This is a genomic window from Vulcanimicrobium alpinum, from assembly GCF_027923555.1.
GTDB classification, from domain to species: domain Bacteria; phylum Vulcanimicrobiota; class Vulcanimicrobiia; order Vulcanimicrobiales; family Vulcanimicrobiaceae; genus Vulcanimicrobium; species Vulcanimicrobium alpinum.
Window position 1 is genome coordinate 2,934,131 of record NZ_AP025523.1, and the last position, 23,117, is coordinate 2,957,247.

Below are 23,117 nucleotides of genomic sequence, written 5' to 3' on the forward strand. Positions count from 1 at the left end.
GTTTCCTTGGGTCGGCTGCGGGCCTTTTTCACCGGACTCGTGCGCTCATAAGGGGTCGCCCAACCATGATTCAAGACCAGTCTCAATCATCGTTCGGCTTGGCGCCGAACGTCGCCGCCGGGATCGCCTCGTTCTTCACGTGGCTCGGCGGCCTCATCATCCTGCTCGGCAAGCCGCCGCAGCAGTGGGTCCGATTCGTCGCCGTCCAAGCGATCGTGATGTTCGTCGTCTACTTCGCGATCATCATCGGGCTCAACGTCGTCGTCGGGCTGCTCTCCGCGCTGCACCTCGGGATCCTCGCGCTGATCCTCTTCCCCGTCGAGATGATCCTCGGGCTCGCATACTTCGTCGCATGGATCCTCATGACGGTGAAGGCGTTCCAGGGACAGGCGATGCGTCTGCCGTTCATCTCGACGCTCGCGGACCGCTGGGTCTCCGCGTCGACGAGTCTCTAGCCTACAGCCCGACGCTGGCGAGCAGCGCGCCTTCGGCGAGGCTGCGAAGCTTCGCGTAGGCGACCTCGCGCGCCATCGGCGCCATCCCGCAGTTGGTCGAACAGACGATGCGCTCGTCCGGCAGATACCGCCGGGCGAGCGCAATCGTGTTCGCGACATCGTCGGGCGTCTCGATCCGTTCCGTCGCGACGTCGATCACGCCGATCGCAAGCGTCTTGTCGCCGGCGAGTTCGAGCGTTTCGGGCGGCACGTGCGAGCCCGCGAGTTCGATCGAGATCTGATCGACGCTCGAGCGCGCGAGCAGCGGGAGGACGTGCGCGTACTGATCCCAACGCTCGCCGAGATTCGCCTTCCACGCGACGTTCGCGGGGATGCCGTAGCCGTAGCAGACGTGCACGGCGGTCGTACAGGTCGCCGCGCCGAGCGCGGTGTCGAGCGCGTCGATCCCCCAAGCGGCGACCTCGTCGAAGTAGACGTTGAAGGCCGGCTCGTCGAGCTGCACGACGTCGACGCCGGCGGCGATCAAATCGACGATCTCGGCTCGGATCGCGCGCGCGAACGCGAACGCGAGTTCGCGCCGGCTCCCGTAGGCTTCGTCGACGACGGTGTCGACCAGCGTCATCGGTCCGGGGATCGTGATCTTCAGCGTCCCGCCGGTGAGCGTGCGCGCGAAGCGAACCTCCTCCACGTGCACGGGCGCGACGCGGCGCACTTCACCCGTCACGGTCGGACACACCGCCTCGTATCGGTCGGCGCGTATCCCGCGCTTCTGCCGCTTCGCGGGATCGACGCCGCCGAGCCGTTCAGCGAAGCCGTGCACGAAGTGCTTGCGCGTCTGTTCACCGTCGGTCACGGTGTCGATCCCGGCGCGCAGCTGCTCGCAGACCGCGATGCGGGTCGCGTCGCGCTGCGCTTCGGCGAGTTCGGGACCGTCGAGGCGCCACGTCGGAAAGATGCGTTCGGGCTCGGCAAGCCACGCCGGCTTTGGAAGGCTGCCGGCGATCGTGGTGCGGAACGGCATGGCCCGGTGTTCCGACGTCCGAAGATCACCGGCCTTGCGCTTGGACAAGTTTCTGAAAGTCTCGCGGCTGGCGAAACGGCGCGCGGAAGCGAAAGACGGCATCGAGGCCGGCCGCATCACCAAAGACGGCCGCGCGCTCAAGCCCGGCTACGAGGTGAAAGCCGGCGACGTGCTGGTGCTTCACTACCGCACGAAGTTTCTCACCGTGCGCGTCCTGCTCGTCCCCGAACGCGTCGTGCCGTCGCTCAAGCCCGCCGATCTCTACGAGATCGTCGACGAGCGCAAAGACGATCCCGTCGATTGGCTCGGGTGATCGCACGTGCCTGAACGCGCGCGCCTCTCGGCGGATGCCAAGGACGCGCTGGCGCGCAGCGTTCCGGCCGATCCCGGCGTCCGCGCGGCGCTGCGCGCAGGACTGCGGTACTACGGCGCGCAGGCGCACGACGGCGGCTTCGTCTTCCGCACGCGGCGGCCGGCGGTCGCGCGGCTCGCGCGCACGCTCTTCGAGGAACCGGGGCGCGCCGCGGCGGTGCGCCGCGGACACGACGTGCGGCTCTACCGCGCGACGACGTTCGAGATCGACCTCGGCGGCGACGCGACCGCGCCGCCGCCGAAGCCGAAGCGCCGCGCCGAACGCCGCGCGGAGCTGCGCGCCGCCTTTCTCTGCGCGGGCTCGGTCGCGGCACCGCAGCACGGCTACCATCTCGAGTTCGTGCTCGCCGACGCGGAGCGGGCCGAACGCGTCGCGGCGCTGATCCGCAGCGAGGGGATCGAGCCCGGCCGGATGCTGCGCAAAGCGCGCCGCGTCGTCTATCTCAAAAGCCTCGACGCGATCGTCACCGTGCTCGGCGCGATCGGCGCGTCGGGCGCCGTCTTGCACCTCGAAGACGTGCGCGCCGTGAAGGAGACGAAGAACCGCATCCACCGGCTCGTCAACACCGACGCTGCGAACGTGGTGCGGGCGGCGGCTGCGGCAGCCGCGCAGCGCGAGGCGATCGCCTATCTCGCGGATGCGTACGGCCTGCGCAACCTCACCCCGGCGCTGCGCGAAGCGGCCCAGCTCCGCCTTGCCCATCCCGACGAGACCCTCGCCGAACTCGGCCGGCGCGCCTCGCCGCCGGTCGGCAAGGCGACGATCAACGGCCGCATCGCCGCGCTCGTCCGCCTGGTGAAGCGTTTGCGCGGCGGCCGAGAGGACCTCGAAGTATCCTCCGCCTAAGGACGGCGATCTATGCGCATCGGTATCAACGGGTTCGGCCGCATCGGCCGCAACTTCACCAAGGCCCTCTTCGAGCGGCATCCCGGGATCGAGATCGCCGCGGTCAACGACCTGACCAGCGCCGCCGAGTGCGCGCACCTCTTCAAATACGATTCGAACTACGGGACCTTTCCGGGTGACGTCACCGCGACGTCGGACGGGATCACGATCGACGGCAAGGCGATTCGCATCCTCGCCGAACGCGATCCGGCGAAACTTCCGTGGAAGGACCTCGGCGTCGACGTCATCGTCGAATCGACCGGGATCTTCACCGACGCGGCCAAAGCGCGCGCGCACATCGACGGCGGCGGCGCGAAGAAAGTGATCATCTCCGCGCCCGCCAAGGGCGAAGACATCACGCTGGTGCTCGGCGTGAACGAAGAGCGCTACGATCCCGGCGCGCACCACATCATCTCGAACGCGTCGTGCACGACCAACTGTCTGGCGACGGCGGTGAAGCCGATCGTGGAGAATCTCGGCTGGGTCAAAGGCTTCATGTCGACGATCCACTCGTACACGAACGACCAGAACATCCTCGACGCGCCGCACAAGGATCTGCGCCGCGCCCGCAACGCGGCGACGAACATCGTCCCGACGTCGACCGGCGCCGCCAAGGCGCTCTACCTCACGATCCCCGAGGTGAAGGGGACCTTCGACGGCTTTGCGCTGCGCGTCCCGACGCCGACCGTCTCGATGGTCTACCTGGTCGTGCAGACGAAGAAAGAGACGACGCGCGACGACCTCAACGCGATCCTGCGCGGGGCGGCGTACGGCGCGATGCGCGAGTACGTCGAGTACACCGACCAAGAACTCGTCTCCAGCGATTTCAAGCGCAACCCGCACTCGTCGATCATCGACGGCAAGCTCACGAACGCCAACGGCGACCTCATCCAGATCGCGGCGTGGTACGACAACGAGTGGGGCTACTCGTGCCGCCTCGCCGACTTGGTGCGGATGGTGACCGAGAAGCTGCCGACCGCCGTCGCGTGAGATCGAGCGCGCGCCGCTGAGCGCGGGCGATGTGCACCGTTCTGCTGCTCTCCCGGCCCGGTGACGCGTGGCCGCTGCTCGTCGGCGCCAACCGCGACGAGCGGCGCGACCGCGCGTTCGATCCGCCCGGACGCTGGTGGCGCGATGCGCCCGGGATCCTGGCGGGGCGCGACCGTCTGGGCGGCGGGAGCTGGCTCGGCGTCAACGACGACGGCGTCTTCGCGACGATCGTCAACGGCCCGTCGCGACTGGGTCCGCTCGAAGGCAAGCGCAGCCGCGGAACGCTGGTCGTCGACGCGCTGCGGCACGCCGGCGCCGGCGACGCTGCGGACGCGCTCCGCGCCACGCCGGCCGGCGCGTATCGCGGTTTCACCCTGATCGTCGCCGACCGGCGCGGCGCGTACGCGATCGTCAACGACGAGCGCACGGTCGCGGTGCGTGTGCTCGCGCCGGGCCATCACCTCGTCAGCCCCGAGGGCTGCGACGTCGAGGACGCCCCGCGCTATCGCGCGGCGATGCCCGCGCTGCGCGCCGCATCGCCGCCCGATCCCGGCCGCGACGATTGGGAAGCGTGGCTCGCGCTGCTGCGCGTCACCGACGAGAGCGATCCGCACCGCGGGCTCACAATCGCGGGCGAGGAGTTCGGAACGGTCGCAAGCGCGCTCGTCGGCATCGCGGCCGATCCGCACGCGCCGCCGGTGCTTCATTTCGCCGCTCCCGGCTTCGGCGCACCGTCTCTCCCGGCGAAGGACCCTGCATGAACTTTAAGACCTTGCGCGACGCCGATGTGCGCGGCCGCCGCGTGCTGCTGCGCGAAGACCTCAACGTCCCGATGAAAAACGGTGCGATCGCCGACGAAACGCGGATCACCGCGGCGCTGCCGACGCTGCGCCTCCTGCACGGCCAGGGCGCGAAGACCGTGATCCTCTCGCACCTGGGCCGCCCCGACGGTCAGCGCAACCCGAAGTACTCCCTGCGCCCGCTCGCGCCGCGGCTCTCCGAACTGCTCGGAACGCCGGTCGGCTTCGTCGACGACTGCGTCGGCGACGCGTGCGTCGCCGCTTCGCGCGCACTCCCCGACGGCGGCTTCGTGCTGTTCGAAAACGTGCGCTTCCACGCCGAGGAAGAGCAGAACGATCCGGCGTTCGCGGCCCGGCTCGCCGAATCGGGCGATCTCTACGTCAACGACGCGTTCGGCACGGCGCACCGCGCGCACGCGTCGACGGCGGGCGTCGCAGCGGACCTGCCCGCGTACGCGGGCTTGCTGATGGAGGGCGAGCTTGCGGCGCTCGCGCGGCTCACCGACGAGCCGGTCCATCCGTTCGTGTGCGCGATCGGCGGCGCGAAGGTCGTCGACAAGGTCGGCGTCTTCGAGAATCTCCTCGGGAAAGTCGATGCGTTCGTGATCGGCGGCGGGATGGCGAACACGTTCCTCGCCGCCCAAGGGATCGACGTCGGCGCATCGCTGCGCGATCCCGACCTCGCGCCGGCGCAGCGCATCATTGCCGCGGCGCGGAACGCCGGCGTCTCGCTCCATCTCCCCACCGACGCCGTCGTCGCCGACGCGTTCGACGCCGACGCGACCGCGCGCGTCGTCGCGCTCGACGCGGTCGGGAGCGGGATGATCCTCGACATCGGTCCGGCGAGCGCGCAGGCCTACGCCGCGGTGCTGCGCGGCGCGAAGACGATCGTCTTCAACGGCCCGATGGGCGTCTACGAGAAGCCGCCGTATCAGAACGGGACGCGCACGATCGGCGAAGCGATCGCCGACGCGACGCGGCACGGCGCGATCAGCGTCGTCGGCGGCGGCGACGCGGCGGCCGCCGCGCACGCGCTCGGGTTCGCCGATGCGATGACGCACGTCTCGACCGGCGGCGGCGCGACGCTCGAGTTTCTCGAAGGCAAGACGCTCCCCGGCGTCGCCGCGCTGCTGCGCCCGTGAGCGCGGCGCGCCGGCCGCTGATCGCGGGCAACTGGAAGATGCACAAGACGATCGCGCAGACGCAGGCGTTCATCGCCGATCTGTGCGCGCGTCCGCTCCCGCTCGATGACGTCGACGCGGTGCTGTGCCCGCCGTTCACCGCGCTCGCCGCCGCCGGTGCAGCGCTGGCGGGTTCGCGCGTCGGCCTGGGCGCGCAGAACGTGAGCTGGGCGGAGCAGGGCGCGCTCACCGGCGAGATCGCGCCGGCGATGCTGACCGAATGCGGCGTGCGCTGGGTCGTGATCGGCCACTCCGAACGCCGCGCGATGTTCGGCGAACTCGACGAACGCGTCAAGGAAAAAGCGCGGATCGCCCTCGCGCACGGCCTGACGCCGATCGTCGCGGTCGGCGAAACGGCGGAGGAGCACGCGGCGGGGATCGCGCTCGACAAGGTGCGCCGGCAAGTGCGCGCAGCGTTCGACGGGTTTGCGGACGACGAGATCGCGCGCTGCGTCGTCGCTTACGAACCGATTTGGGCGATCGGGACGGGCAAGGCCGACTCTCCCGAGGAAGCGAACGCCGTGATGGGCGCGATCCGCGCCGACGTCCCGGGCTTGCGCGACGCGCGCATTCTCTACGGCGGCAGCGTCAAACCCGACAACATCGCCGCGTTCGTGTCCCAGCCGCACATCGACGGCGGGCTCGTCGGCGGCGCGAGCCTCGAACCAGCATCGTTCGCAGCCCTGCTCGAGGGAGCGCGCAAAGGAGCCGCCGCGTGAGCCGTCGCCGCCCACTCGTTCTCGCCATCCTCGACGGCTGGGGCACGACCGCGGAGACGCACGGCAACGCGATCGCGGCGGCGGATCTGCCGAACTGGACGCGCTTTCTGGCGACGTATCCGCACGCGCTCCTCGAGGCGAGCGGCGAGGCCGTCGGGCTTCCGGCGGGCGTGATGGGGAACAGCGAGGTCGGCCACATCAACATCGGCAGCGGCCGCGTCGTCCCGCAAGGCGTCGTCGTGATCGACGAGGCGATCGCGAGCGGATCGCTTTCGCGGAATCCGGTGCTCGCCGACTGCTTCGCGCACGTCCGGCGCAGCGGCGGACGCCTGCACCTCCTGGGCCTCGTCTCCGACGGCAAGGTGCATAGTTCGCTCGATCATCTCGAAGCGCTGATCGGCGCGGCGGTCGACGCCGGCGTCCCGTTCGCGATCGACGCCTTCCTCGACGGGCGCGACACGCCGCCGCGCTCGGCGCAAACGTTTCTCGACCGCCTCGAGGCGTACTGCGCGGGGCGCGCGCGGCCCGGCGCGATCGCGACGGTCATCGGCCGCTACTTCGCGATGGACCGCGACAAGCGGTGGGACCGCACGCGCAAGGCGTACGACGCGCTCGCGAAGGGGCAGGCGGAGTTTTACGCGGCGAGCGCGAGCGCCGCGCTGCGCGACGCGTACGCGCGCGGCGAGAACGACGAGTTCGTGCAGCCGACGATCGTCGGCGAGCCGCGGCCGATCGCCGACGGCGACGCCTGCATCTTCTTCAACTTCCGTCCCGACCGCGCGCGTCAGCTGACGCTCGCGTTCAGCGATTCGTCGTTCGAACACTTCCCGGTGCACCGGTACGCCGACTTCGCGTTCGCCACGATGACGCGCTACGAAGAGAACTTTCCGAATCCGGTGCTGTTCGGTCCCCGACCGCAGTTCAACGTGTTCGGCGAAATCGTCGCCGGTGCAGGCCGCACCCAGCTGCGGCTCGCCGAGACCGAAAAGTACGCGCACGTCACGTACTTCTTCAACGGCGGGCGCGAAGACGTGTTCCCGGGCGAAGACCGCATCCTCGTACCCTCCAACCGCGTCGTAGCGACCTACGATCTCGCGCCGGAGATGTCGGCCGCCGACATCACCGCGGCCGCCATCGAAGACGTCTCGCACCGTCGCCACGATCTGATCGTGATGAACTACGCCAACGCCGACATGGTCGGTCACACCGGCGTGTGGGATGCGACGATCTCGGCGCTCGAGACGCTCGACGTCGCGCTCGGCCGGCTCGAGAAGGCGGTGCTCGCCGCCGACGGGATCCTCGCGATCACGTCGGATCACGGAAACGCCGAAGAGAAGCTCGACGCCGACGGCAACCCGCTGACCGCGCACACCACCAACCCCGTCCCGTTTCTGCTGATCGCGAACGGCATTCAAGGACGGCTGACCGCAGGCAAACTCGGCGATGTCGCGCCGACGCTGCTGCCGCTGCTCGGCCTCGACGTTCCGGCGGAGATGACAGGGACGAACCTCCTCGCCTCCGCGGGCACCGAGGAAGTGGCCTAGGGTTTAGGGCGCCGCGTCGAACAGCTTGAGCGCGAGAGCACCGTGCGTGACGGCCGCACCGGCCCGCAGCGCCGATGCGATCAACGCCGTCTCTGCGATCTCTTCCCGCGTCGCGCCGGCCTTCTTCGCCTTGCCGGTGTGCACGTCGAGACAGTACGGACACTGCGTGGTGCACGCGACCGCGAGTGCGAGCAGTTCGCGGTACTTCTGCGGGATCGCACCGTCCTTGCGGCCGACGATCGCATCGAGGGCGGCAAAACCGGCAAAATCCTTCGGCGCGAGTTGCTGCAGATCGGCGACGTGCTGGAGGTCCGCGTGTTCGGCGTAATGAGTCGACATCTGTGTACTCCCCGAGCGCCGGCGCCCCGGCGAGGCGGCAGCGCGACGTCCGCGGCCTCGTGACCGCGGGTCGGACACAGATACGCCGCAATCAGCGCAGACGACTTTAAATCCGCCGGGCGATGAACGGCGGGGAAGCCCGTCGAAGGGGCGCGCCGATGAAGCGCAAACGCCTCGACGCCGCCGCCGGTTTGCTTCGGGAAAAGGCCGGCGGCGATCTCGACTGCGCAATCGTGCTGGGGTCGGGGTTCGGGGCGGTGCTTCGCGACCGGATCGACGGGACGACCATTCCCTATCGAAAGATCGACGGGATGCCGGAACCGACGATCGCCGGCCACGCCGGCGAGGCGCACGTCGGGAGGCTGCACGATAAGCGCGTCGTCGCGTTCAGCGGCCGCTTTCATCTCTACGAAGGCCGCGACGCGACCGAGGTGATCTATCCCGTCGTCGCGGCGGCGCTCGCCGGCGCGAAGACGATCGTGCTGACGAACGCCGCCGGCGGGATCAATGCCGACTACCGCGCCGGCGACGTGATGCTGCTGGTCGACCAGCTCAACCTGACCGGACAGAACCCGCTCACCGGCGTCGAGCTGCTCCCGGGCGCCGGCGCACGGTTCGTCGACATGGTCGACGCCTACGCGCCGCACCTGCGCGAACTGGCGCGTCACATGGCGGCGGAGTACGGGATCGTCCTGCACGACGGCGTCTACGCCGGGCTCACCGGGCCGACGTACGAGACGCCGGCCGAGATCCGCTACCTGCGCACGATCGGCGCCGACGCGGTCGGGATGTCGACGGTACTGGAGACGATCGCCGCCCGCGCGCTCGGACGCGACGTCGTCGGCTTCTCGCTGATCACCAACGTCCACGGCAGCGGCGCGCCGACCTCGCACGACGACGTGCTCGAGGTCTCGCAGCGCAGCGCGGAGGGCGTCGCGCGCCTCGTCGAAGGGATCGTCGCCAACCTCGACCCGGCGCCGCCGGCGGAACCCGTCGAAGAACGCACGTCGTGAGACGGAGATCCGCAGGGCTTGCGTCAGCGCTCTTCTGTTCCGTCCTGACGTGCACGGGGATCGGCGAAGCGGTCGACGGCAGCGTCAACCGCATCAAGAGCTCGGTAGACGCCGCGGTCGTGCCGTCATGGCAAAAGACCGCATCCCCGGCATGGCGGTCGGCATCGCCGTCGGCGGCACGGCGTACGTCCTCAACTACGGCGTGGCCTCGCGCGAGACGCGGCGGCCCGTCACGCGCGACACGCTGTTTGAAATCGGTTCGATCACCAAGTCCTTCACGGCGACGCTCACCGCCTATGCGCAGCGCCGCGGGTACCTCTCGCTCTCGGAGACGACGTCGAAGGTGCTGCCGCAGCTGCGCGGCACCGATTTCGGAAACGTGCGTCTCCTGGCACTGGCGACGCATACGCCCGGCGGTCTGCCGCTGCAAGTGCCGGACAACGTCGGCAACGACGAGCAATTGATCGCGTATCTGCGCGAATGGCATCCGGCGGACGCGCCGGGCACCTACCGTACGTACTCCAACGTCGGGATCGGAACGCTGGGCTTGATCGCTGCACGGAGCATGGGTGGCGACTTTGCAGCGCTGATGGGAGAGCGCGTCTTTTCCGCGCTCGGGATGACGAACTCGTTCATCGCCCTTCCCGCGGCAAAGGCGGCCCGCTACGCGCAGGGATACACCGGGCGCGACGCTCCGACTCGCTTGGCGACCGGCGAACTCTGGCCCGAAGCCTACGGCATACGAACGTCGGCGGCCGACATGATCCGCTTCGTGGAAGCGAACATGGACGAGATCGCACTTGACCCGACGCTCCGGCAGGCGATCCGCGATACGCACGTCGGGTACTTCCGAACACGCGCGATGACGCAAGACCTGATCTGGGAGCAGTATCCGTTTCCCGTCGAGCTCGCAACGCTGCTGGACGGAAACTCGCCGGCGTCGATTTACGACCCGACGCCGGTCACGCGCATCGCCCCGCCGCAAGCGCCGCTTCGGAACGCGTGGCTCAACAAAACCGGATCGACCAATGGGTTCGGCGCGTACGTCGCGTTCGTGCCTGCGAAGCGGATGGGGATCGTCATCCTGGCCAATAAGAGCTACGCGATCGCGGATCGCGTCACCACCGCGCACGCCATCCTCACCGCGCTCGGCGTTCGGCACTAGCTGCGCGAGACGTTCAGCGCAGGTGGTACGACCCGCTCGGGTCGACGTCGAGCCGGCGGGACCCCAGCGCGATCGTCCGCACGGCGTGGTCCCAGAACCAGAGCACGCGCACGACGACCGGGTTCAGCGCCGCGATCGCGGCGCGAACGCGCGACGAGATCGCGAGCATGTCGCGCTGCCACGCTGGCTGATCGCCGGCGATCGCGTGCGAAGCGCGCGGCGCGTCGGTGTCGTCGAGCGAGTCGGGGGCCGGAACGGCGTCGAGCAAATGCGGCGCGAGCGCTGAGCCGCTCATGCACTTTCCCCGAGCACGGCGCGCAAGCGGCGCATCGCGCTCAGATGAAGCTGCGAGACGCGCTGCGGCGAGATTCCCATCTCGGCATGCAAACGGCGCAGCGAGCGCTCCTGAAAATAGTACGCGACGATGACGCGGCGCTGTCGTGCCGAGAGCCCGCCGATCGCGGCGCGCACGCGAGCGCGCTCACCGCGCACTTCGTAGACGAGCTGCGGGTCGGCGGCGCTGTCGGGCTCGAGGTGTTCGCCGGGCGGCAGCGAGGCGTCGAGCGAGAGCGGCGTCGCGCGAAGCGCGCTCGCGCGTGCCTGCGCGAGACCGGGGATGCGCGCTTCCATCTCGTGATGCGTCGGCAGCACGCCGAGCTGCTGCGCGAGCGCGAAGCGCGCCGCATCGGCCGTACGCAGCACGCGGCGCGTCCGTTCCGGGACACGATCCATCCGCCGCACGCCGTTGAGGATCGCGCCGAGTACCACCTTGCGCGCGTACGCCGCCGGCGGGACGCCGAACGACGGATCGAACGCGTCGATCGCACGGATCAGCCCGACGCTGCCGTCGCCGATCAGATCGTCGAGATCGGCGGTGGGGATCATCCGGTGGACGCGCCGCGCGAGCTGCTTCACCAGGGGGAGCAGTTCGCGGATGCGCGCCTCGCGCTCGTCGCCGTTCATCGCCGCGGGCGGACGAACATCGCGTCCGCGACCTGCCCGGTGACGATCTCGCCCATCGGACCGAGCCCTTGCGCGAGCGGTTTGAGAACCTCGCGAAAGAGCACGGCGTTCATCACGTCGCGCGCAGCGCGCTGTTCCTGCGCGCGCGGCTCAGCCGCGATGGAGGTTGTTGGCGATCCGCAGCATTTCATCGGCGGCCTGCACTCCCTTGGCGTTGGCTTCGTACGCGCGCTGTGCGCTGAGGATCTGCATGACGGACTCGACGATCGAGACGTTGGAACGCTCGAGCATCCCGAACGCGATCGACGGCGCGCCGTGCGCGCCCGGCTCGACCAGCCGCGCGCGCCCGGACGCATCGGTCGGGACGAACAGCGTCGCGCCCGCCGGCCGCATCGCTTCAGGCGCCGGGAAGGTCGCGAGCCGCAGCCGCGCGATCGTGCGATCGCGATCGTGCGCGGTGTCGATTGCGACCCGCCCGTCGCGCTCGACGCGCACGGCGAGCGCATCGCCGGGGATGCGCACGCCGTCGAGCCGCCAGCCCGCGCTGTTGCGCAGCGAGCCGTCGGGTTCGCGCGCGAACTCGCCGTTGCGCGTGTAAGCGCGGTGTCCGTCGCGTTCCACCACGAAAAATCCCGGCCCGTCGATCGCGACGTCGAAGGGGCCGCTGCTCTTCACCAGTTTGCCCTGCGCGAAAAGCGCGTGGCGGCCGAGCGTCGTCGTCCCCAAGCCGATCTCGCCGGCGCGCACGTCGGCGAACGTCGCGGCCGCGCCCTTGAAGCCGGCGACCTCGGCGTTGGCGAGGTTGTCGGCGACGATCTCGAGCTGCGTCTGCTGCGCGGCCATCCCGCTGGCGGCCGCATACATCGCGCGGTTCATTGCACGCGCACCACGTCGTTCGCCGACTTCTCGCGCGTCGCGTCGATCGCGAGCATCGTCTTCTGCGCGGTCTCGAACGCGCGCTGCGCGGTCAGGATCGCGAGCGTCTCGCCGATCGGGTTGACGGTGCTCGTCTCGAGCGCTCCGGAGAGCACGTGCGTTCCGGCCGGGAGCGCGAGCCGGTCGACGGCGCGGCCGCCGTCGCGGACCGTTCCGTCCGCGGCGATCGTCGCGCGCTCCGAGACGTGCAGCACACCGCAAGTTCCGCGGAGCGCACGGCCCCGGTCGTCGACGAGCCGGCCGTCGCGATCGCGGACGAACGCGCCGCTGCGCGTCGTCGCATCGCCCACGCGGAACGCGCCGTCGCCCAGCAGCGCCAGGTCGAAGGCCCGCCCGGTGCGGCGCACTGCGCCCTGCTCGTGCGTCGCGTGCGTCGACACCGCGAGACCGCGGGCGGAGAGCGTGATCGCGGCCTGGGCCTTGCGGTAGCCGTCGCTCGAGGCGTTGGCGAGGTTCTGTGTCGCGACGTCGAGCGCGCCGCGAGCGGCGCGCATCGCGCTGCCCATCCATTCCATCCCGTCCATGCCCGCGATGCTAGCGACCGGGCGTTTCCGGGATGTGGCCGAGGCGTGTGCATTTCGGCCGCCGACGGGTCCGCCCGCGGAATCCAGCGCCCCGACGGCGTAACCCGCAAGGCAGAGGGTCGGGAGCGGACTCCCGGTCGGTCAGAGGATACGGATGGAAATCGGGATCTTGGGCTCCGGAAACATCGGAGGCAACCTCGCGCGATTGTTCGCGCGCGCCGGGCACCACGTGCGCATCGCCAACTCGCGCGGACCGGAGTCCCTCCGCAGCCTCGTCGCGTCGATCGGCGAGAACGCCGAAGCCTCAACCCCCCAAGATGCCGTCGACAAGGCCGATCTGGTCGTGGTCGCCGTCCCCTGGACGAAGCGCGAAGAGGTGCTCGGCGAGACCGGCCCGTTCGACGACAAGATCGTCGTCGACGCGATGAACCCGTACACCGAGGACTTCGAGATCGAAGACCTCGACCGCACCTCGAGCGAGGTCACCCGCGGCCTGGTCCCGGGTGCGCTGGTCGTCAAGGCGTTCAACACCATCTTCTACAAGCGGCTCGCCGACGAGGGGAAGCCGAAGGGCGCCCCTGGCCGGCTCGCGATCCCGGTCGCCGGCGACGACCCCGGCGCAAAGCAGGTCGTCATGGACCTGATCGATGCGATCGGTTTCGACCCCGTCGACAACGGCGGGCTCAAGGAAGGCGGCCGCAAGCAGCAGCCGGGCTCGCCGATCTACAACAACCCGATCGGCGCCGCCGATATGAAAGACCGGCTGGCCCGGATCTGAGACGCTAGGAGATCGCGCGGATCGCGCCGCCGTCGACCGGGATCGTCATCCCGGTGACGTACGACGCGCGCTCCGAAGCGAGGAACGCCACCACCGACGCGAACTCGTCGGGCCGGCCGAAGCGCCGCAGCGGGATCGCCTCGGCCTGTTCGGGCTTGGCGCCGAAGTGCTTGAGGCGGTCGGTCAGGATCAGCCCGGGCGCGACGTTGTTCACCGTGATCCCGTGCGCGCCGACTTCCTCCGCCAGCAGCTTCGCCATCCCGACGACGCCCGCGCGCATCGCGGTCGAGAGCATCGAGCCCGGAAGCAGCGAGCGTACCGACATGCTGACGACGTTGATGATGCGGCCGTGCCCGTCATGCGGGAGATGCGGCAGAACCAGCCGCGTCATCCGCACCGTGCTGCGCAGGCTCAGTTCGAACGCCGCGAACCACGCATCGTCGTCGAAGTCGTCGAAGCGCCCGAACGGCGGGCCGCCGGCGTTGTTGACGAGGATATCGATCCGGCCGAGTTCGCCCAGCGCCGTTTCGACGAAACGCTGCGACTGCACCGCGTCGGTGACGTCGACGGGGATCGCAACGACGCGGCAGCCGGTGCGCTCGCGGATCGCCGCCGCCGTCGCATCGAGTTCACCGGCATCGCGTGCGCCGATCGCGACGTCGGCGCCTTCGTTCGCCAGCGCCTCGGCCGTCGCGCGCCCCAGCCCCTTGCTCGCGGCGAGGACGAGCGCGGCGCGTCCGGCCAGGCCGAAATCCATCTACTGGACGAGCTTGCGCGCACGCACTCCGTTGTTGATCGGGAGCTGATCCGTCTCGTCGATCTCCGACTTCACCAGCGGGAGCCGATCGGCGGGCGTGCGCTGCGGTTTTGCGGGCGCAGCGGGCGCCTGGGCGGCCGACGCGTCGGCGGGCGACGGTTTTTCGGGCGGTGCGGACTTCTCGGCGGGTGCCGCCTCGGCGGGCTCCGCCGGCGCAGCGTCCGCGACCGGCGCCGGCGCGACCGCGCGCAACGGCCCCGTGTCGCCTTGGCGATCGATCAGCGAGAGGTGCGACATCAGCAACGAACGCAGCTCGCTCTTTGCCTTCTCGGCGGTGTCGCGATGGCGCTGCGCTTCGCGGCGCGAGTCGTCGATGCGGTCGCCGAGCAGCGCGATCTCGCGTTCGGCGGCGATCCGCGCCTCCTGCTTGATCAGATCGGCCTCTTTGTGCGCGTTCGCTTTCACTTCGTCGGCGGTGCGCTGGGCGAGGATGAGCGTCTGGTTCATCGTCTCTTCCATCGCCTTGAAGTGCGAGATCCGGTCGCGCAGGTCGGCAATCTCCGCTTCGAGCGCAGCGCGCGCCTGCGCCTCGTCTTCGAGCGTCTCCATGATCTCTTCGAGGAAATGATCGACGTCGGAGCGGTCGTAGCCCTGCAGGGCTTTCTTGAACGCTTTGTGCTGGATGTCGACGATCGTGACTTTCGCCATCAACGCAGATCCTTGATTCCGAGCAGGCCGTCGTTGTCGAGTTGCTCTTTCACGCCGGCCGAGTTGACGTTGACGCCGGACGGAACGATCAGATAGATCGCCTCGGCGAGTTTTTGAATGCGGCCGTCGATCGTGTACGCGACGCCGGAGGTGAAGTCGACGACGCGCTGGAGCAGGTTGCGGTCGGCACCCTGCACGTTGACGATCACGACCTGACGCGAACGCAGGGCGTCCGCGATCTCGGTGACGTCGGCGAACGAGCGCGGTGCGAAGACCGCGACCGAACCGCCGGGCCGCCGCGACGCGTCGGTCAGCGGCACGACGTTGCGCTTCGCGCCGACTTCGTCGGGGTAGAGTTCTTCTTCGTCCTCGTCGTTGATCGCAAACCACGATCCGATACGGGCGAACACGCTCATGCTGCGTTCCTTTCTTTCGCGGGACGCGGCCCGAAGATTGCCGTGCCGATCCGGATCATCGTCGATCCGTACCGCACGGCGCGTTCCCAATCACCCGACATCCCCAGCGACAGCGTCGTCCCGCCGACCTGTTCGAACGTCTCCCGCGCGCGGGCGAACGCGCCGTCGACGTCGCCGTCGAGCGGCCCGATCGCCATCACGCCGTCGACGTCGAGGCCTTCGTCGCGCAGGCGCGCGGCAAGCCCCGGCGCCTCGCGCGGCGCCGCACCGAACCGTTCCGACGGCGAGACGTTCACCTGCACGAGAACGCGCAGACGGCGCCCGGCGTCGCGCGACGCCTTTGCAAGCGCGAGGCCGGCGTCGAGCCGATCGACGCTCTGCACGACGTCGAACAAACCGGCGACCGCTTTCGCTTTGTTCGTCTGCACGTGGCCGATGAAGTGCCGCGTGCACGGCGGAAGGTCGACGTACTTCTCGCGCGCTTCCTGGACGTAGTTCTCTCCGATGTCGGCAAGACCGGCACCGAGCGCCTGCAGCACCGCCTCGCGCGGATGCTTCTTGGTGACCGCGAGGATCGCGACCGATCCTGCGGCCCGACCGGCGGCGACGCTGACGTCGTCGACGCGTTCGCGCAGCGCCGCTACGCGCTCCGCGACCGTTCCCGTGGCGAGGGCCATGGACCGGTATCTTCGCTGCGCCGGCCGGAAAACCCGCGCTCGCATGCGATCAGGCCGGCGCGTTTTCCATCCGCGTCGTGGTGCGCACACCGCGCCGGTACGAGTACGCGATCATCGCGATCCCGATGAAAATTTGTACCACGGCGACGAACTGGCCGCCGTCCAGGCCCAGCACGGTGAAGCCCGGCTCGCGCCAGATCTCGGCGACCGAGCGCGTGATCCCGTAGATGGTGAACCACGTCCAGGCGACGACGCCGTCGGGCGGACGCGAGCGGTAGACGAGCAGGATCACCGGAAGCGTCAGGATGTCGAGGATCGCTTCGAAGATCTGCGAGGGATAGCGCGGGCCGTCCGGATACGCCGGGAACGTGACGCAGTACGGATGGTCGGGATTGCAGAGTTTCCCCGGCAGCTCGTCGTTGATGAAGTTGACGAGCCGGGTGGTGAAGATCCCGATCGAGAGCAGCGGCACCACTTCGTCGCCGAGGATCCCGAAGGTGAGGCCGGGATGCTTGCGCAGGAAGAGCAGGATCGCGAGGATCACGCCGACGAGCGCGCCGTGGAACGCCATCCCGCCTTCCCAGATCGCGATGAACTTCAGCGGGTGGGCGGCGTAGTCGGCGAAGTTGTGCTTCGTGATCCAGTCCGCGATCAAGAAGCCGGTGCGCCCGCCGACGAGGACGCCGACCAGCGCGTAGACGAGGAAGTCCTGGATCTGATCGCTGGTGAGCCCGAGGCGCCGGCGTCCGGCGGGACGGTTCATCCACAGAAACACGCAGATGAACCCGAACAAGTACGAGAGGCCGTACCAGTGCACGGCGACCGGGCCGATCCGGAACGCGATCGGATCGATGTTCGGATAGCTGAACCAGTGGCTCACCCGGCGGCAGTTACGGCGCGGGGGTGCCGGCTCCCCGTGACCCGCGCTCCCTCGTTCTGCTTGCCACCGCGGCGGCACCAGGCGCGGTTGTGGAGGCGTCAAACCCCGGGAGTGCCGTGAACTCAGTCAACATCCTCACCGCTTTCCTCGCCGGCGTCGTCTCCTTCGTCTCGCCCTGCGTCCTGCCGCTGATCCCGGCCTACCTCTCGTTCCTCACCGGCTCGAGCCTCGAGGAGCTCAAGGCGCAGACCGACGCCGGCGACCGCGCGCGCGTGATGATCCACGCGCTGGCGTTCATCGGCGGCTTCACGCTGGTGTTCATGGCGCTCGGATTCACGGCGAGCGCGGTCGGGACGGCGCTGATTCAGTACCGCGACTGGGTCGCGAAGATCGGCGGCGTCATCGTGATCGTGCTGGGTCTCAACATGATCGGCGTCTTCAAGATCCCGTTCCTGATGATGGACAAGCGGCCGCAGTTCCGCAGCGCGAACCGCTCGTACATCGCGTCGTTTCTCGTCGGGCTGGGATTCGCCGCCGGCTGGTCGCCGTGCATCGGTCCGATCTTGGCGGGAATTCTGCTGAAGGCGAGTCAGGAGCAGTTCGCTGAGGCGACGGTGCTGCTGTTCTTCTACTCGATGGGCCTGGGACTGCCGTTCTTCCTGACCGCGGCGCTGATCTCGCGCGCGCTCGGCGCGCTCAACCGCGTGAAGCGGTATCTGGGCGCGATCGAGGTCGGCGCCGGCGCGTTTCTCGTTGCGACCGGCGTCGTGCTGGTGACCGGAACGTTCGGGCGCGTCGCGGGCTTCTTCTATCAATACGTGAAACCGCCGAGCCTGTAACACGCAGGCCGTGAAGCAAGTAAGCGAGCCGTAGGACCCGACGACCGGCGCGCGAACCCGCGACCGGTGATCGTCCTGTGGGTGGTGGCCGCCGTCGTGTTCGTGCTCGACCGGTGGTCCAAAGCACTCGTGCTCGGCTCGTTCGTTCCCGGCGAGAGCCGGATCGTCGTGCCGCACCTGCTGTGGTGGACGTTCGTGCAGAACACGCACGGCGCGTTCGGATTGTTCGGCAACTCGCCGGCGCTGCTGATCGCCCTCGCGATCATCGTGTTGGGGATCTTTGCGTACGCGTTCCGCGACGCCGTCGGGAATTCTCAGGCGGTGCGGATCGCGTTCGGGATGATCCTCGGCGGAGCGGTCGGGAACATCGTCGACCGCGTCCAGCATCAGTGGGTCGTCGACTTCATCGACTTCAAGACGATCTGGCCGAACGTCTTCAACATTGCCGACGCGTCGATCACGGTGGGCGTCGCGCTGCTCGTCATCGCGGCGCTGCGCCGCGAGGCGAGCGTCTGACGCACCGCGTCGACGACGCCGAGGCGGGGACGCGCCTCGACGTCCTGCTCGCGCGCCTGACCGGATTCTCGCGCTCGCACGTCTCCTCCGCGCTGCGCGCGGGCGCCGCAACGGTGAACGGCGCGTCCGGGAAGCCGAGCACCTTGCTCGAAGCCGGCGACGACGTCACCTACGCGATCGAGCCGCCGCGTCCGCTCGACGCCCAGGCCGAAGCGATCGCGCTCGACGTCGTGTACGAAGACGGCGACCTGCTCGTCGTCGACAAGCCCGCCGGGATGGTGACGCACCCTGCGCACGGCGCGACGGACGGAACGCTGGTGAACGCGCTCCTCGCGCACGTCGAGCATCTCCCGGGCGAGCGGATCCGCGCGGGGCTGATCCACCGCCTCGACCGCGACACCTCGGGGCTGCTGCTGGTCGCCAAGACCGACGACGCGCTCGGGACGCTCGGGCGCGCGATGCAGGCGCGCTACATCGAACGCGAATACCGCGGGATCGTCGTCGGCGTCCCCGACGATCCGGCCGGAACGATCCGCGGCGCGATCGGCCGCGATCCGCGCAACCGCATGAAGTACGCGATCCGCAGCGAGGGCAAACCCGCGGTCACGCACTACGAACTGCGCGAGAGGCTCGCCGGCGCGAGCGAGCTGACGTTCCGGCTCGAAACGGGACGCACGCACCAGATTCGCGTGCACATGGCGGCGCTCGGTCACCCGGTGGTGAACGATCCGATCTACGGCAGGAGTGATTCGCGCCTCCCGCTCCCGGGCCAGGCGCTGCACGCGTGGCGGCTGCGCTTCAAGCACCCGCGCACGAAGCAGATGCTCTCGTTCGAGAGCGAACCGCCGCCGGAATATCTCGCGACGCTGGCGCTGTTCCGGCGCAGCGAACCCGGCCGCGGATGATGCGATGATCGGCGATTTCGTCGTGCACGCAACCGCCGGGGCGGCGCGGCACGCGACATTCAGCACCGCGCACGGCGAGGTTGCGACACCGTGTTTCATGCCGGTCGGGACGCTTGCCGACGTGAAACTGCTCGAACCGCGCGACCTGCACGAGCTCAACGCGCGGATCGTGCTGGCGAACACCTACCATCTCTGGCTGCGGCCGGGCCGCGAGACGCTCGTCGCGGCCGGCGGACTCCACCGCTTCATGGCCTGGGACGGCCCGATCCTGACCGATTCCGGCGGGTACCAAGTCTTCAGTCTCGAGTCGCGCCGCGAGATCGACGACGACGGCGTGACGTTCCGCTCGCATCTCGACGGCAGCAAGCATCGCTTCACGCCCGAGAACGTCGTGGCGTTTCAGGAAGATCTCGGCGTCGACGTCGCGATGGCGTTCGACGAGTGCGTGAAGCTGCCGTCGTCGCGCAAGGACGTCGAACGCGCGGTGACGCGCACGACGGCGTGGGCGCAGCGCTGCGCGGCGGCGTGGCGGCGCGGCCCGACGATGCTCTTCGGGATCGTGCAGGGCGGCCTCGACGAAGATCTGCGCGCGCAGAGCTCCGCGGAGCTGGTCGCGTTGGATCTCCCGGGATACGCGATCGGCGGGCTCTCGGTCGGCGAGTCGCGCGCCGAGATGGACCGCGTCGCGCGCTTCACCGCCGCGCTGCTCCCCGCGAACAAGCCGCGGTATCTGATGGGCGTCGGGACGGTGCGCGATCTCGTCGCGGGGATCGACCGCGGGATCGATCTCTTCGACTGCGTCTATCCGACCCGCAGCGGACGGCACGGGCGCGCGCTGACCCGCAGCGGCATCGAGTACAACGTGCGCAACGCCGGCTGCGTGCGCGACTTCGGACCGCTCGATCCGGCCTGCGACTGCCGCGTCTGCGCGACCTACACCAAAGCCTACATCGCGCACCTTTTCCGCTCCGGCGAACTGCTCGCGCAGCGGCTGATCTCGTACCACAACGTTGCGGCGCTCACCAGCCTGGTGCGCGACGCGCGCGCGGCGATCGACGGCGGCCGGTGGAAGGCGTTCCGCGACGCGCTGCTCGCGAGCGCGTCGCCATAGCGCGTCGCCGCAGCCGAGCAGGCACGGCGCGCCCCGTCTTCAAACAGCGCCTCGTCGTGAGGAATGCGCTTCGTGGTGTCGCCGTCCTAGCCGCGCTCGCTGCTGCCGCCGCAGCGCCCGCCGCCGCCGATCCGGTTGACGCGACGTTCTCGATCACGATCAACGCGCTCGACGGGCACCATCAGGTCAACGGGGGCACCAGCGACCGGCTGAACTTCGCGCCGCTCCCGCTCGGCGAACTCGTCCTGCGCAGCCGTCGCGAGAGCGTGCGCATCGAAGGGCTGCCGCCGGTGACGTTCGGCTACAGCGGCGCCGGCGACGGCGCCGACTCGACGCGGCTCTCGATCGTCAACGCAACGTTGCGGCACGGATTCGACGGCGGCTGGTTCCTGGGCGCCGGCCAAACCATCTACAACCAGTCGACGACGTACACGTCGGTGCAGAGCGGCTACATCTACACGCGCGGCGACACGGTGATCCCGATCGTCGGCTCCGAAGTCCAATTCTCGCGCGTGACCGGGGCGCGCTTCGAAGCGGGACGGATCGTCGAGCGCGGCGGGAACCGCGTCGAAGCGTGGCTGGCGGTGAACCCGAAGATGCACGGCGTGCAGTACACCCGGATCCCGTCGTCGACGTTCTGCTCGGGGTTCGGCAGCGGCGGCCCGACCGGCTGCGGGCAATACGCGCCGACCTTCGCCGATCCGGAGAACGCGACGCAGGTCGACGCGACCCTGAGCTTCACCCTTCGCGTCTCGAAGCACGGCGACGTGATCTACGGGATGCGCTACCTGAACTACGGCGCGCACTACGACGACATCCCCGGGCAGCTCGCCGACCGCAACGTCGGCTTCGCGCCGGCGTTCGGGTACCGGTTCCGCTTTTAGGGCGAGAGCCCGGGTTCGAACGCAACGATCTTTTCGCGCCAGTCCTGCGGGATCGCGATCGCCGCCCCCGCTTCGTAATCGTAGGCGACGATCGCGTTGGTCGCGCGGACCGCGAGCGTGTTCGCGGTGTGGCTCCAGATCTCGTACTCGAGATCGAGCGATTTGGTGCCCAGGCGGGAGACGCGCACGCCGACCGAGACCTTCTCGCCCAAACCGATCGGGTAGAGATAGTCGAACTTCTGCGAGGCCATGATGATGCTGCAGCGCGCGTCGAGCGCGATGCCCAGGACCTCGAGCACGTACTCGATGCGTACCGTCTCGGTCCAGGTGACGTACGCGGCGTTGTTCACGTGACGGAAGAAATCGAGGTCGCGGAACACGACGTGCTGGTCGCGGATGAAGCGGTAGTTCTCGAACACCGCGCGTCCCTTCGCACTCCGCCGCCCCCGGCCCGCCCAGCCGCCCCGAGCCGGGTGCCTGGGGGCCTTCGTGATCCGGGGTGGGTTGACAGGCAAGGGGCGGGCATAGTACAACCTGCCCACGATGCTTTCGCGCCTCGTCGTTCTTGTCAGCGTGCTTCTTGCGGTCCTTATTGATGGCCGGCGAGACGTTTTCGCGTAGCACGACGACAGGTCGCGACTCGACGGAAACCCTCGCCGGCAACACGGCGGGGGTTTTTTTCATCCCTGCGGAGGATCCATGGACGCCTATTACGACCGCGACATCGACCGCGGCGCACTCGACGGGAAAACGATCGCCGTCATCGGCTACGGCAGCCAGGGGCGCGCGCACGCGCTCAACCTGCACGATTCCCGTCAGCACGTCGTCGTCGGCTTGCGGCCGGGCTCGCCCAAACGCGACGAAGCGCGCCGCGACGGCGTGCCGGTCGCTTCGATCGCGGAAGCCGTCACGCAAGCCGACCTCGTGATGATGCTGATCCCCGACGAGGAGCAGCCCGCGGTGTTCATGCGCGACGTCGTCGAGCATTTGCGCCCCGGAATGACGCTCGCGTTCGCGCACGGTTTCGGGATCCACTTCGGGACGATCGTGCCGCCGGCCGACGTCGACGTGATCATGATCGCGCCCAAAGGCCCCGGGCGCCTGGTGCGCACCGAGTACGAAGCGGGACGCGGCGTGCCGTGCCTGATCGCGATCCACCAGAATCCCTCGGGCCACGCCAAAGAGATCGCGCTCGCGTACGCGTCGGCGATCGGCGGCGGCCGCGCCGGCATCCTCGAGACCAACTTCAAGGAAGAGACGGAGACCGATCTCTTCGGCGAGCAGGCGGTGCTGTGCGGCGGCCTCTCGGCGCTGGTCAAAGCCGGGTTCGAGACGCTCACCGAGGCCGGCTACGCGCCCGAGATGGCGTACTTCGAGTGCCTGCACGAAGTGAAGCTGATCGTCGACCTGATGTACGAACGCGGCATCGAGGGGATGCGCAACGCGATCAGCAACACGGCGAAATACGGCGACTACACGCGCGGCGAGCGGATCGTCAACGACGCCACGCGCGCCGAGATGCGCAAGATCCTGGGCGAGATCCAAAGCGGCCAGTTCGCGCAGGAATGGGTCGCGGAGAACGCTGCCGGCAAACCGTCGTTCCGCAAGTTCCGCGAGCAGGCGTCGCAGCACGAGATCGAGCACGTCGGTCACGAGCTGCGCGGGCTGATGCCGTGGATGAACGAGAACGCCGCGTCCGCGAACACGGACGACGACCTGCGGTTCCGGGTGCTGTAGG

29 protein-coding genes are annotated in these 23,117 nt (G+C 69.1%); 17 read left to right on the top strand and 12 right to left on the bottom strand.

Annotated elements, in window-relative coordinates:
* The first annotated feature begins 65 nt into the window (after positions 1 to 65).
* Positions 66 to 455, top strand: coding sequence for a DUF4870 domain-containing protein (locus WPS_RS14995; protein ID WP_317995276.1), 390 nt, complete (start codon positions 66 to 68; stop codon positions 453 to 455).
* Position 456: 1 nt separating this feature from the next.
* Here WPS_RS14995 and WPS_RS15000 read toward each other — a convergent pair whose 3' ends face one another.
* Complete coding sequence (locus WPS_RS15000) at positions 457 to 1,476, bottom strand: methionine synthase (protein ID WP_317995277.1); 1,020 nt, start codon at positions 1,474 to 1,476, stop codon at positions 457 to 459.
* A 34-nt stretch (positions 1,477 to 1,510) separates the two neighbouring features.
* Between WPS_RS15000 and WPS_RS15005 the strand changes: the two genes are divergently transcribed.
* The 7 genes from WPS_RS15005 to gpmI are packed head-to-tail and all read left to right on the top strand — an operon-like array spanning position 1,511 to position 7,968.
* Entirely contained in the window at positions 1,511 to 1,789 is a 279-nt protein-coding gene (locus WPS_RS15005; RefSeq protein ID WP_317995278.1) for an RNA-binding S4 domain-containing protein, read from the top strand.
* Between the two features lie 6 nt (positions 1,790 to 1,795).
* On the top strand, positions 1,796 to 2,695 hold the full coding sequence (gene whiA, locus WPS_RS15010; RefSeq protein ID WP_317995279.1) for a DNA-binding protein WhiA: 900 nt from the start codon (positions 1,796 to 1,798) through the stop codon (positions 2,693 to 2,695).
* Between the two features lie 12 nt (positions 2,696 to 2,707).
* Positions 2,708 to 3,724: a type I glyceraldehyde-3-phosphate dehydrogenase gene (gene gap / locus WPS_RS15015; RefSeq protein WP_317995280.1), complete on the top strand. Its 1,017-nt coding sequence runs from the start codon at positions 2,708 to 2,710 to the stop codon at positions 3,722 to 3,724.
* 29 nt (positions 3,725 to 3,753) lie between these two features.
* Positions 3,754 to 4,485, top strand: a complete 732-nt coding sequence (locus tag WPS_RS15020; RefSeq protein WP_317995281.1) for an NRDE family protein — start codon at positions 3,754 to 3,756, stop codon at positions 4,483 to 4,485.
* The gene (locus WPS_RS15025; RefSeq protein ID WP_317995282.1) at positions 4,482 to 5,666 is read left to right on the top strand and encodes a phosphoglycerate kinase; all 1,185 of its coding nucleotides are present in this window, start codon (positions 4,482 to 4,484) and stop codon (positions 5,664 to 5,666) included. The genes WPS_RS15020 and WPS_RS15025 overlap by 4 nt, the downstream gene beginning before the upstream one ends.
* On the top strand, positions 5,663 to 6,424 hold the full coding sequence (tpiA, locus tag WPS_RS15030; protein WP_317995283.1) for a triose-phosphate isomerase: 762 nt from the start codon (positions 5,663 to 5,665) through the stop codon (positions 6,422 to 6,424). The genes WPS_RS15025 and tpiA overlap by 4 nt, the downstream gene beginning before the upstream one ends.
* On the top strand, positions 6,421 to 7,968 hold the full coding sequence (gene gpmI / locus WPS_RS15035) for a 2,3-bisphosphoglycerate-independent phosphoglycerate mutase (protein WP_317995284.1): 1,548 nt from the start codon (positions 6,421 to 6,423) through the stop codon (positions 7,966 to 7,968). Before tpiA ends, gpmI begins: the two co-directional genes overlap by 4 nt.
* A 3-nt stretch (positions 7,969 to 7,971) precedes the next feature.
* Here gpmI and WPS_RS15040 read toward each other — a convergent pair whose 3' ends face one another.
* Entirely contained in the window at positions 7,972 to 8,307 is a 336-nt protein-coding gene (locus WPS_RS15040) for a carboxymuconolactone decarboxylase family protein (protein ID WP_317995285.1), read from the bottom strand.
* A gap of 158 nt (positions 8,308 to 8,465) precedes the next feature.
* Here WPS_RS15040 and WPS_RS15045 point away from each other — a divergent pair, with 158 nt between their 5' ends.
* A complete protein-coding gene (locus WPS_RS15045) occupies positions 8,466 to 9,320 on the top strand; it encodes a purine-nucleoside phosphorylase (RefSeq protein ID WP_317995286.1) in 855 nt (284 codons plus the stop codon).
* A gap of 7 nt (positions 9,321 to 9,327) precedes the next feature.
* The gene (ampC, locus tag WPS_RS15050; RefSeq protein ID WP_479688264.1) at positions 9,328 to 10,485 is read left to right on the top strand and encodes a class C beta-lactamase; all 1,158 of its coding nucleotides are present in this window, start codon (positions 9,328 to 9,330) and stop codon (positions 10,483 to 10,485) included.
* A 13-nt stretch (positions 10,486 to 10,498) separates the two neighbouring features.
* On the opposite strand, the gene WPS_RS15055 is transcribed toward ampC, so the two are convergent.
* The 4 genes from WPS_RS15055 to WPS_RS15070 form a co-directional block, all read right to left on the bottom strand.
* Positions 10,499 to 10,780: a hypothetical protein gene (locus tag WPS_RS15055; protein ID WP_317995288.1), complete on the bottom strand. Its 282-nt coding sequence runs from the start codon at positions 10,778 to 10,780 to the stop codon at positions 10,499 to 10,501.
* Positions 10,777 to 11,448, bottom strand: a complete 672-nt coding sequence (locus WPS_RS15060; RefSeq protein WP_317995289.1) for a sigma-70 family RNA polymerase sigma factor — start codon at positions 11,446 to 11,448, stop codon at positions 10,777 to 10,779. The genes WPS_RS15055 and WPS_RS15060 overlap by 4 nt, the downstream gene beginning before the upstream one ends.
* A 150-nt stretch (positions 11,449 to 11,598) precedes the next feature.
* Positions 11,599 to 12,324, bottom strand: coding sequence for a flagellar hook-basal body protein (locus WPS_RS15065; protein ID WP_317995290.1), 726 nt, complete (start codon positions 12,322 to 12,324; stop codon positions 11,599 to 11,601).
* Positions 12,321 to 12,908, bottom strand: coding sequence for a flagellar basal body rod C-terminal domain-containing protein (locus WPS_RS15070; protein WP_317995291.1), 588 nt, complete (start codon positions 12,906 to 12,908; stop codon positions 12,321 to 12,323). The genes WPS_RS15065 and WPS_RS15070 overlap by 4 nt, the downstream gene beginning before the upstream one ends.
* 154 nt (positions 12,909 to 13,062) lie before the next feature.
* Here WPS_RS15070 and WPS_RS15075 point away from each other — a divergent pair, with 154 nt between their 5' ends.
* A complete protein-coding gene (locus WPS_RS15075; protein ID WP_405054898.1) occupies positions 13,063 to 13,686 on the top strand; it encodes an NADPH-dependent F420 reductase in 624 nt (207 codons plus the stop codon).
* Positions 13,687 to 13,690: 4 nt separating this feature from the next.
* On the opposite strand, the gene WPS_RS15080 is transcribed toward WPS_RS15075, so the two are convergent.
* Genes WPS_RS15080 through lgt form a run of 5 tightly spaced genes read right to left on the bottom strand, consistent with a single transcriptional unit; the run spans position 13,691 to position 17,124 of the window.
* Complete coding sequence (locus tag WPS_RS15080; RefSeq protein WP_317995292.1) at positions 13,691 to 14,443, bottom strand: SDR family NAD(P)-dependent oxidoreductase; 753 nt, start codon at positions 14,441 to 14,443, stop codon at positions 13,691 to 13,693.
* Entirely contained in the window at positions 14,444 to 15,151 is a 708-nt protein-coding gene (locus WPS_RS15085; RefSeq protein ID WP_317995293.1) for a DivIVA domain-containing protein, read from the bottom strand.
* The gene (locus WPS_RS15090) at positions 15,151 to 15,567 is read right to left on the bottom strand and encodes a cell division protein SepF (RefSeq protein ID WP_317995294.1); all 417 of its coding nucleotides are present in this window, start codon (positions 15,565 to 15,567) and stop codon (positions 15,151 to 15,153) included. Before WPS_RS15090 ends, WPS_RS15085 begins: the two co-directional genes overlap by 1 nt.
* Positions 15,564 to 16,289, bottom strand: coding sequence for a YggS family pyridoxal phosphate-dependent enzyme (locus tag WPS_RS15095; RefSeq protein ID WP_317995295.1), 726 nt, complete (start codon positions 16,287 to 16,289; stop codon positions 15,564 to 15,566). The genes WPS_RS15090 and WPS_RS15095 overlap by 4 nt, the downstream gene beginning before the upstream one ends.
* A 4-nt stretch (positions 16,290 to 16,293) precedes the next feature.
* On the bottom strand, positions 16,294 to 17,124 hold the full coding sequence (gene lgt, locus WPS_RS15100) for a prolipoprotein diacylglyceryl transferase (RefSeq protein WP_317995296.1): 831 nt from the start codon (positions 17,122 to 17,124) through the stop codon (positions 16,294 to 16,296).
* Positions 17,125 to 17,240: 116 nt separating this feature from the next.
* Between lgt and WPS_RS15105 the strand changes: the two genes are divergently transcribed.
* From WPS_RS15105 to WPS_RS15125, 5 genes are all read left to right on the top strand, one after another.
* Positions 17,241 to 17,963, top strand: a complete 723-nt coding sequence (locus tag WPS_RS15105; RefSeq protein WP_317995297.1) for a cytochrome c biogenesis CcdA family protein — start codon at positions 17,241 to 17,243, stop codon at positions 17,961 to 17,963.
* Positions 17,964 to 18,029: 66 nt separating this feature from the next.
* On the top strand, positions 18,030 to 18,479 hold the full coding sequence (lspA, locus tag WPS_RS15110; RefSeq protein WP_317995298.1) for a signal peptidase II: 450 nt from the start codon (positions 18,030 to 18,032) through the stop codon (positions 18,477 to 18,479).
* Positions 18,476 to 19,384 (top strand): RluA family pseudouridine synthase, encoded by a 909-nt coding sequence (locus tag WPS_RS15115; protein WP_317997563.1) that lies wholly within the window; start codon positions 18,476 to 18,478, stop codon positions 19,382 to 19,384. The genes lspA and WPS_RS15115 overlap by 4 nt, the downstream gene beginning before the upstream one ends.
* A gap of 4 nt (positions 19,385 to 19,388) precedes the next feature.
* Entirely contained in the window at positions 19,389 to 20,495 is a 1,107-nt protein-coding gene (tgt, locus tag WPS_RS15120) for a tRNA guanosine(34) transglycosylase Tgt (RefSeq protein WP_317995299.1), read from the top strand.
* 56 nt (positions 20,496 to 20,551) lie between these two features.
* Positions 20,552 to 21,379, top strand: coding sequence for a hypothetical protein (locus tag WPS_RS15125; protein WP_317995300.1), 828 nt, complete (start codon positions 20,552 to 20,554; stop codon positions 21,377 to 21,379).
* Here WPS_RS15125 and WPS_RS15130 read toward each other — a convergent pair.
* Positions 21,376 to 21,798: an acyl-CoA thioesterase gene (locus tag WPS_RS15130; protein WP_317995301.1), complete on the bottom strand. Its 423-nt coding sequence runs from the start codon at positions 21,796 to 21,798 to the stop codon at positions 21,376 to 21,378. The two genes, WPS_RS15125 and WPS_RS15130, sit on opposite strands and share 4 nt — an antisense overlap.
* Before the next feature lie 280 nt (positions 21,799 to 22,078).
* Here WPS_RS15130 and ilvC point away from each other — a divergent pair, with 280 nt between their 5' ends.
* Positions 22,079 to 23,116: a ketol-acid reductoisomerase gene (ilvC, locus tag WPS_RS15135; protein WP_317995302.1), complete on the top strand. Its 1,038-nt coding sequence runs from the start codon at positions 22,079 to 22,081 to the stop codon at positions 23,114 to 23,116.
* The last annotated feature ends 1 nt before the right edge of the window (position 23,117 follow it).

What these genes read in the sequence shown, in the direction of transcription:
- WPS_RS15095 (WP_317995295.1), bottom strand. Translation starts at nt 16,289, where the DNA reads ATGCGAGCGCGGGTTTTCCGGCCGGCGCAGCGAAGATACCGGTCCATG.
- WPS_RS15065 (WP_317995290.1), bottom strand. Translation starts at nt 12,324, where the DNA reads ATGAACCGCGCGATGTATGCGGCCGCCAGCGGGATGGCCGCGCAGCAG.
- tgt (WP_317995299.1), top strand. Translation starts at nt 19,389, where the DNA reads ATGATCGGCGATTTCGTCGTGCACGCAACCGCCGGGGCGGCGCGGCAC.
- WPS_RS15085 (WP_317995293.1), bottom strand. Translation starts at nt 15,151, where the DNA reads ATGGCGAAAGTCACGATCGTCGACATCCAGCACAAAGCGTTCAAGAAA.
- WPS_RS15090 (WP_317995294.1), bottom strand. Translation starts at nt 15,567, where the DNA reads ATGAGCGTGTTCGCCCGTATCGGATCGTGGTTTGCGATCAACGACGAG.
- WPS_RS14995 (WP_317995276.1), top strand. Translation starts at nt 66, where the DNA reads ATGATTCAAGACCAGTCTCAATCATCGTTCGGCTTGGCGCCGAACGTC.
- WPS_RS15045 (WP_317995286.1), top strand. Translation starts at nt 8,466, where the DNA reads ATGAAGCGCAAACGCCTCGACGCCGCCGCCGGTTTGCTTCGGGAAAAG.
- WPS_RS15055 (WP_317995288.1), bottom strand. Translation starts at nt 10,780, where the DNA reads ATGAGCGGCTCAGCGCTCGCGCCGCATTTGCTCGACGCCGTTCCGGCC.
- WPS_RS15020 (WP_317995281.1), top strand. Translation starts at nt 3,754, where the DNA reads ATGTGCACCGTTCTGCTGCTCTCCCGGCCCGGTGACGCGTGGCCGCTG.
- WPS_RS15060 (WP_317995289.1), bottom strand. Translation starts at nt 11,448, where the DNA reads ATGAACGGCGACGAGCGCGAGGCGCGCATCCGCGAACTGCTCCCCCTG.
- WPS_RS15025 (WP_317995282.1), top strand. Translation starts at nt 4,482, where the DNA reads ATGAACTTTAAGACCTTGCGCGACGCCGATGTGCGCGGCCGCCGCGTG.
- WPS_RS15080 (WP_317995292.1), bottom strand. Translation starts at nt 14,443, where the DNA reads ATGGATTTCGGCCTGGCCGGACGCGCCGCGCTCGTCCTCGCCGCGAGC.
- WPS_RS15075 (WP_405054898.1), top strand. Translation starts at nt 13,063, where the DNA reads ATGGAAATCGGGATCTTGGGCTCCGGAAACATCGGAGGCAACCTCGCG.
- WPS_RS15070 (WP_317995291.1), bottom strand. Translation starts at nt 12,908, where the DNA reads ATGGACGGGATGGAATGGATGGGCAGCGCGATGCGCGCCGCTCGCGGC.
- WPS_RS15040 (WP_317995285.1), bottom strand. Translation starts at nt 8,307, where the DNA reads ATGTCGACTCATTACGCCGAACACGCGGACCTCCAGCACGTCGCCGAT.
- gap (WP_317995280.1), top strand. Translation starts at nt 2,708, where the DNA reads ATGCGCATCGGTATCAACGGGTTCGGCCGCATCGGCCGCAACTTCACC.
- ilvC (WP_317995302.1), top strand. Translation starts at nt 22,079, where the DNA reads ATGGACGCCTATTACGACCGCGACATCGACCGCGGCGCACTCGACGGG.
- WPS_RS15000 (WP_317995277.1), bottom strand. Translation starts at nt 1,476, where the DNA reads ATGCCGTTCCGCACCACGATCGCCGGCAGCCTTCCAAAGCCGGCGTGG.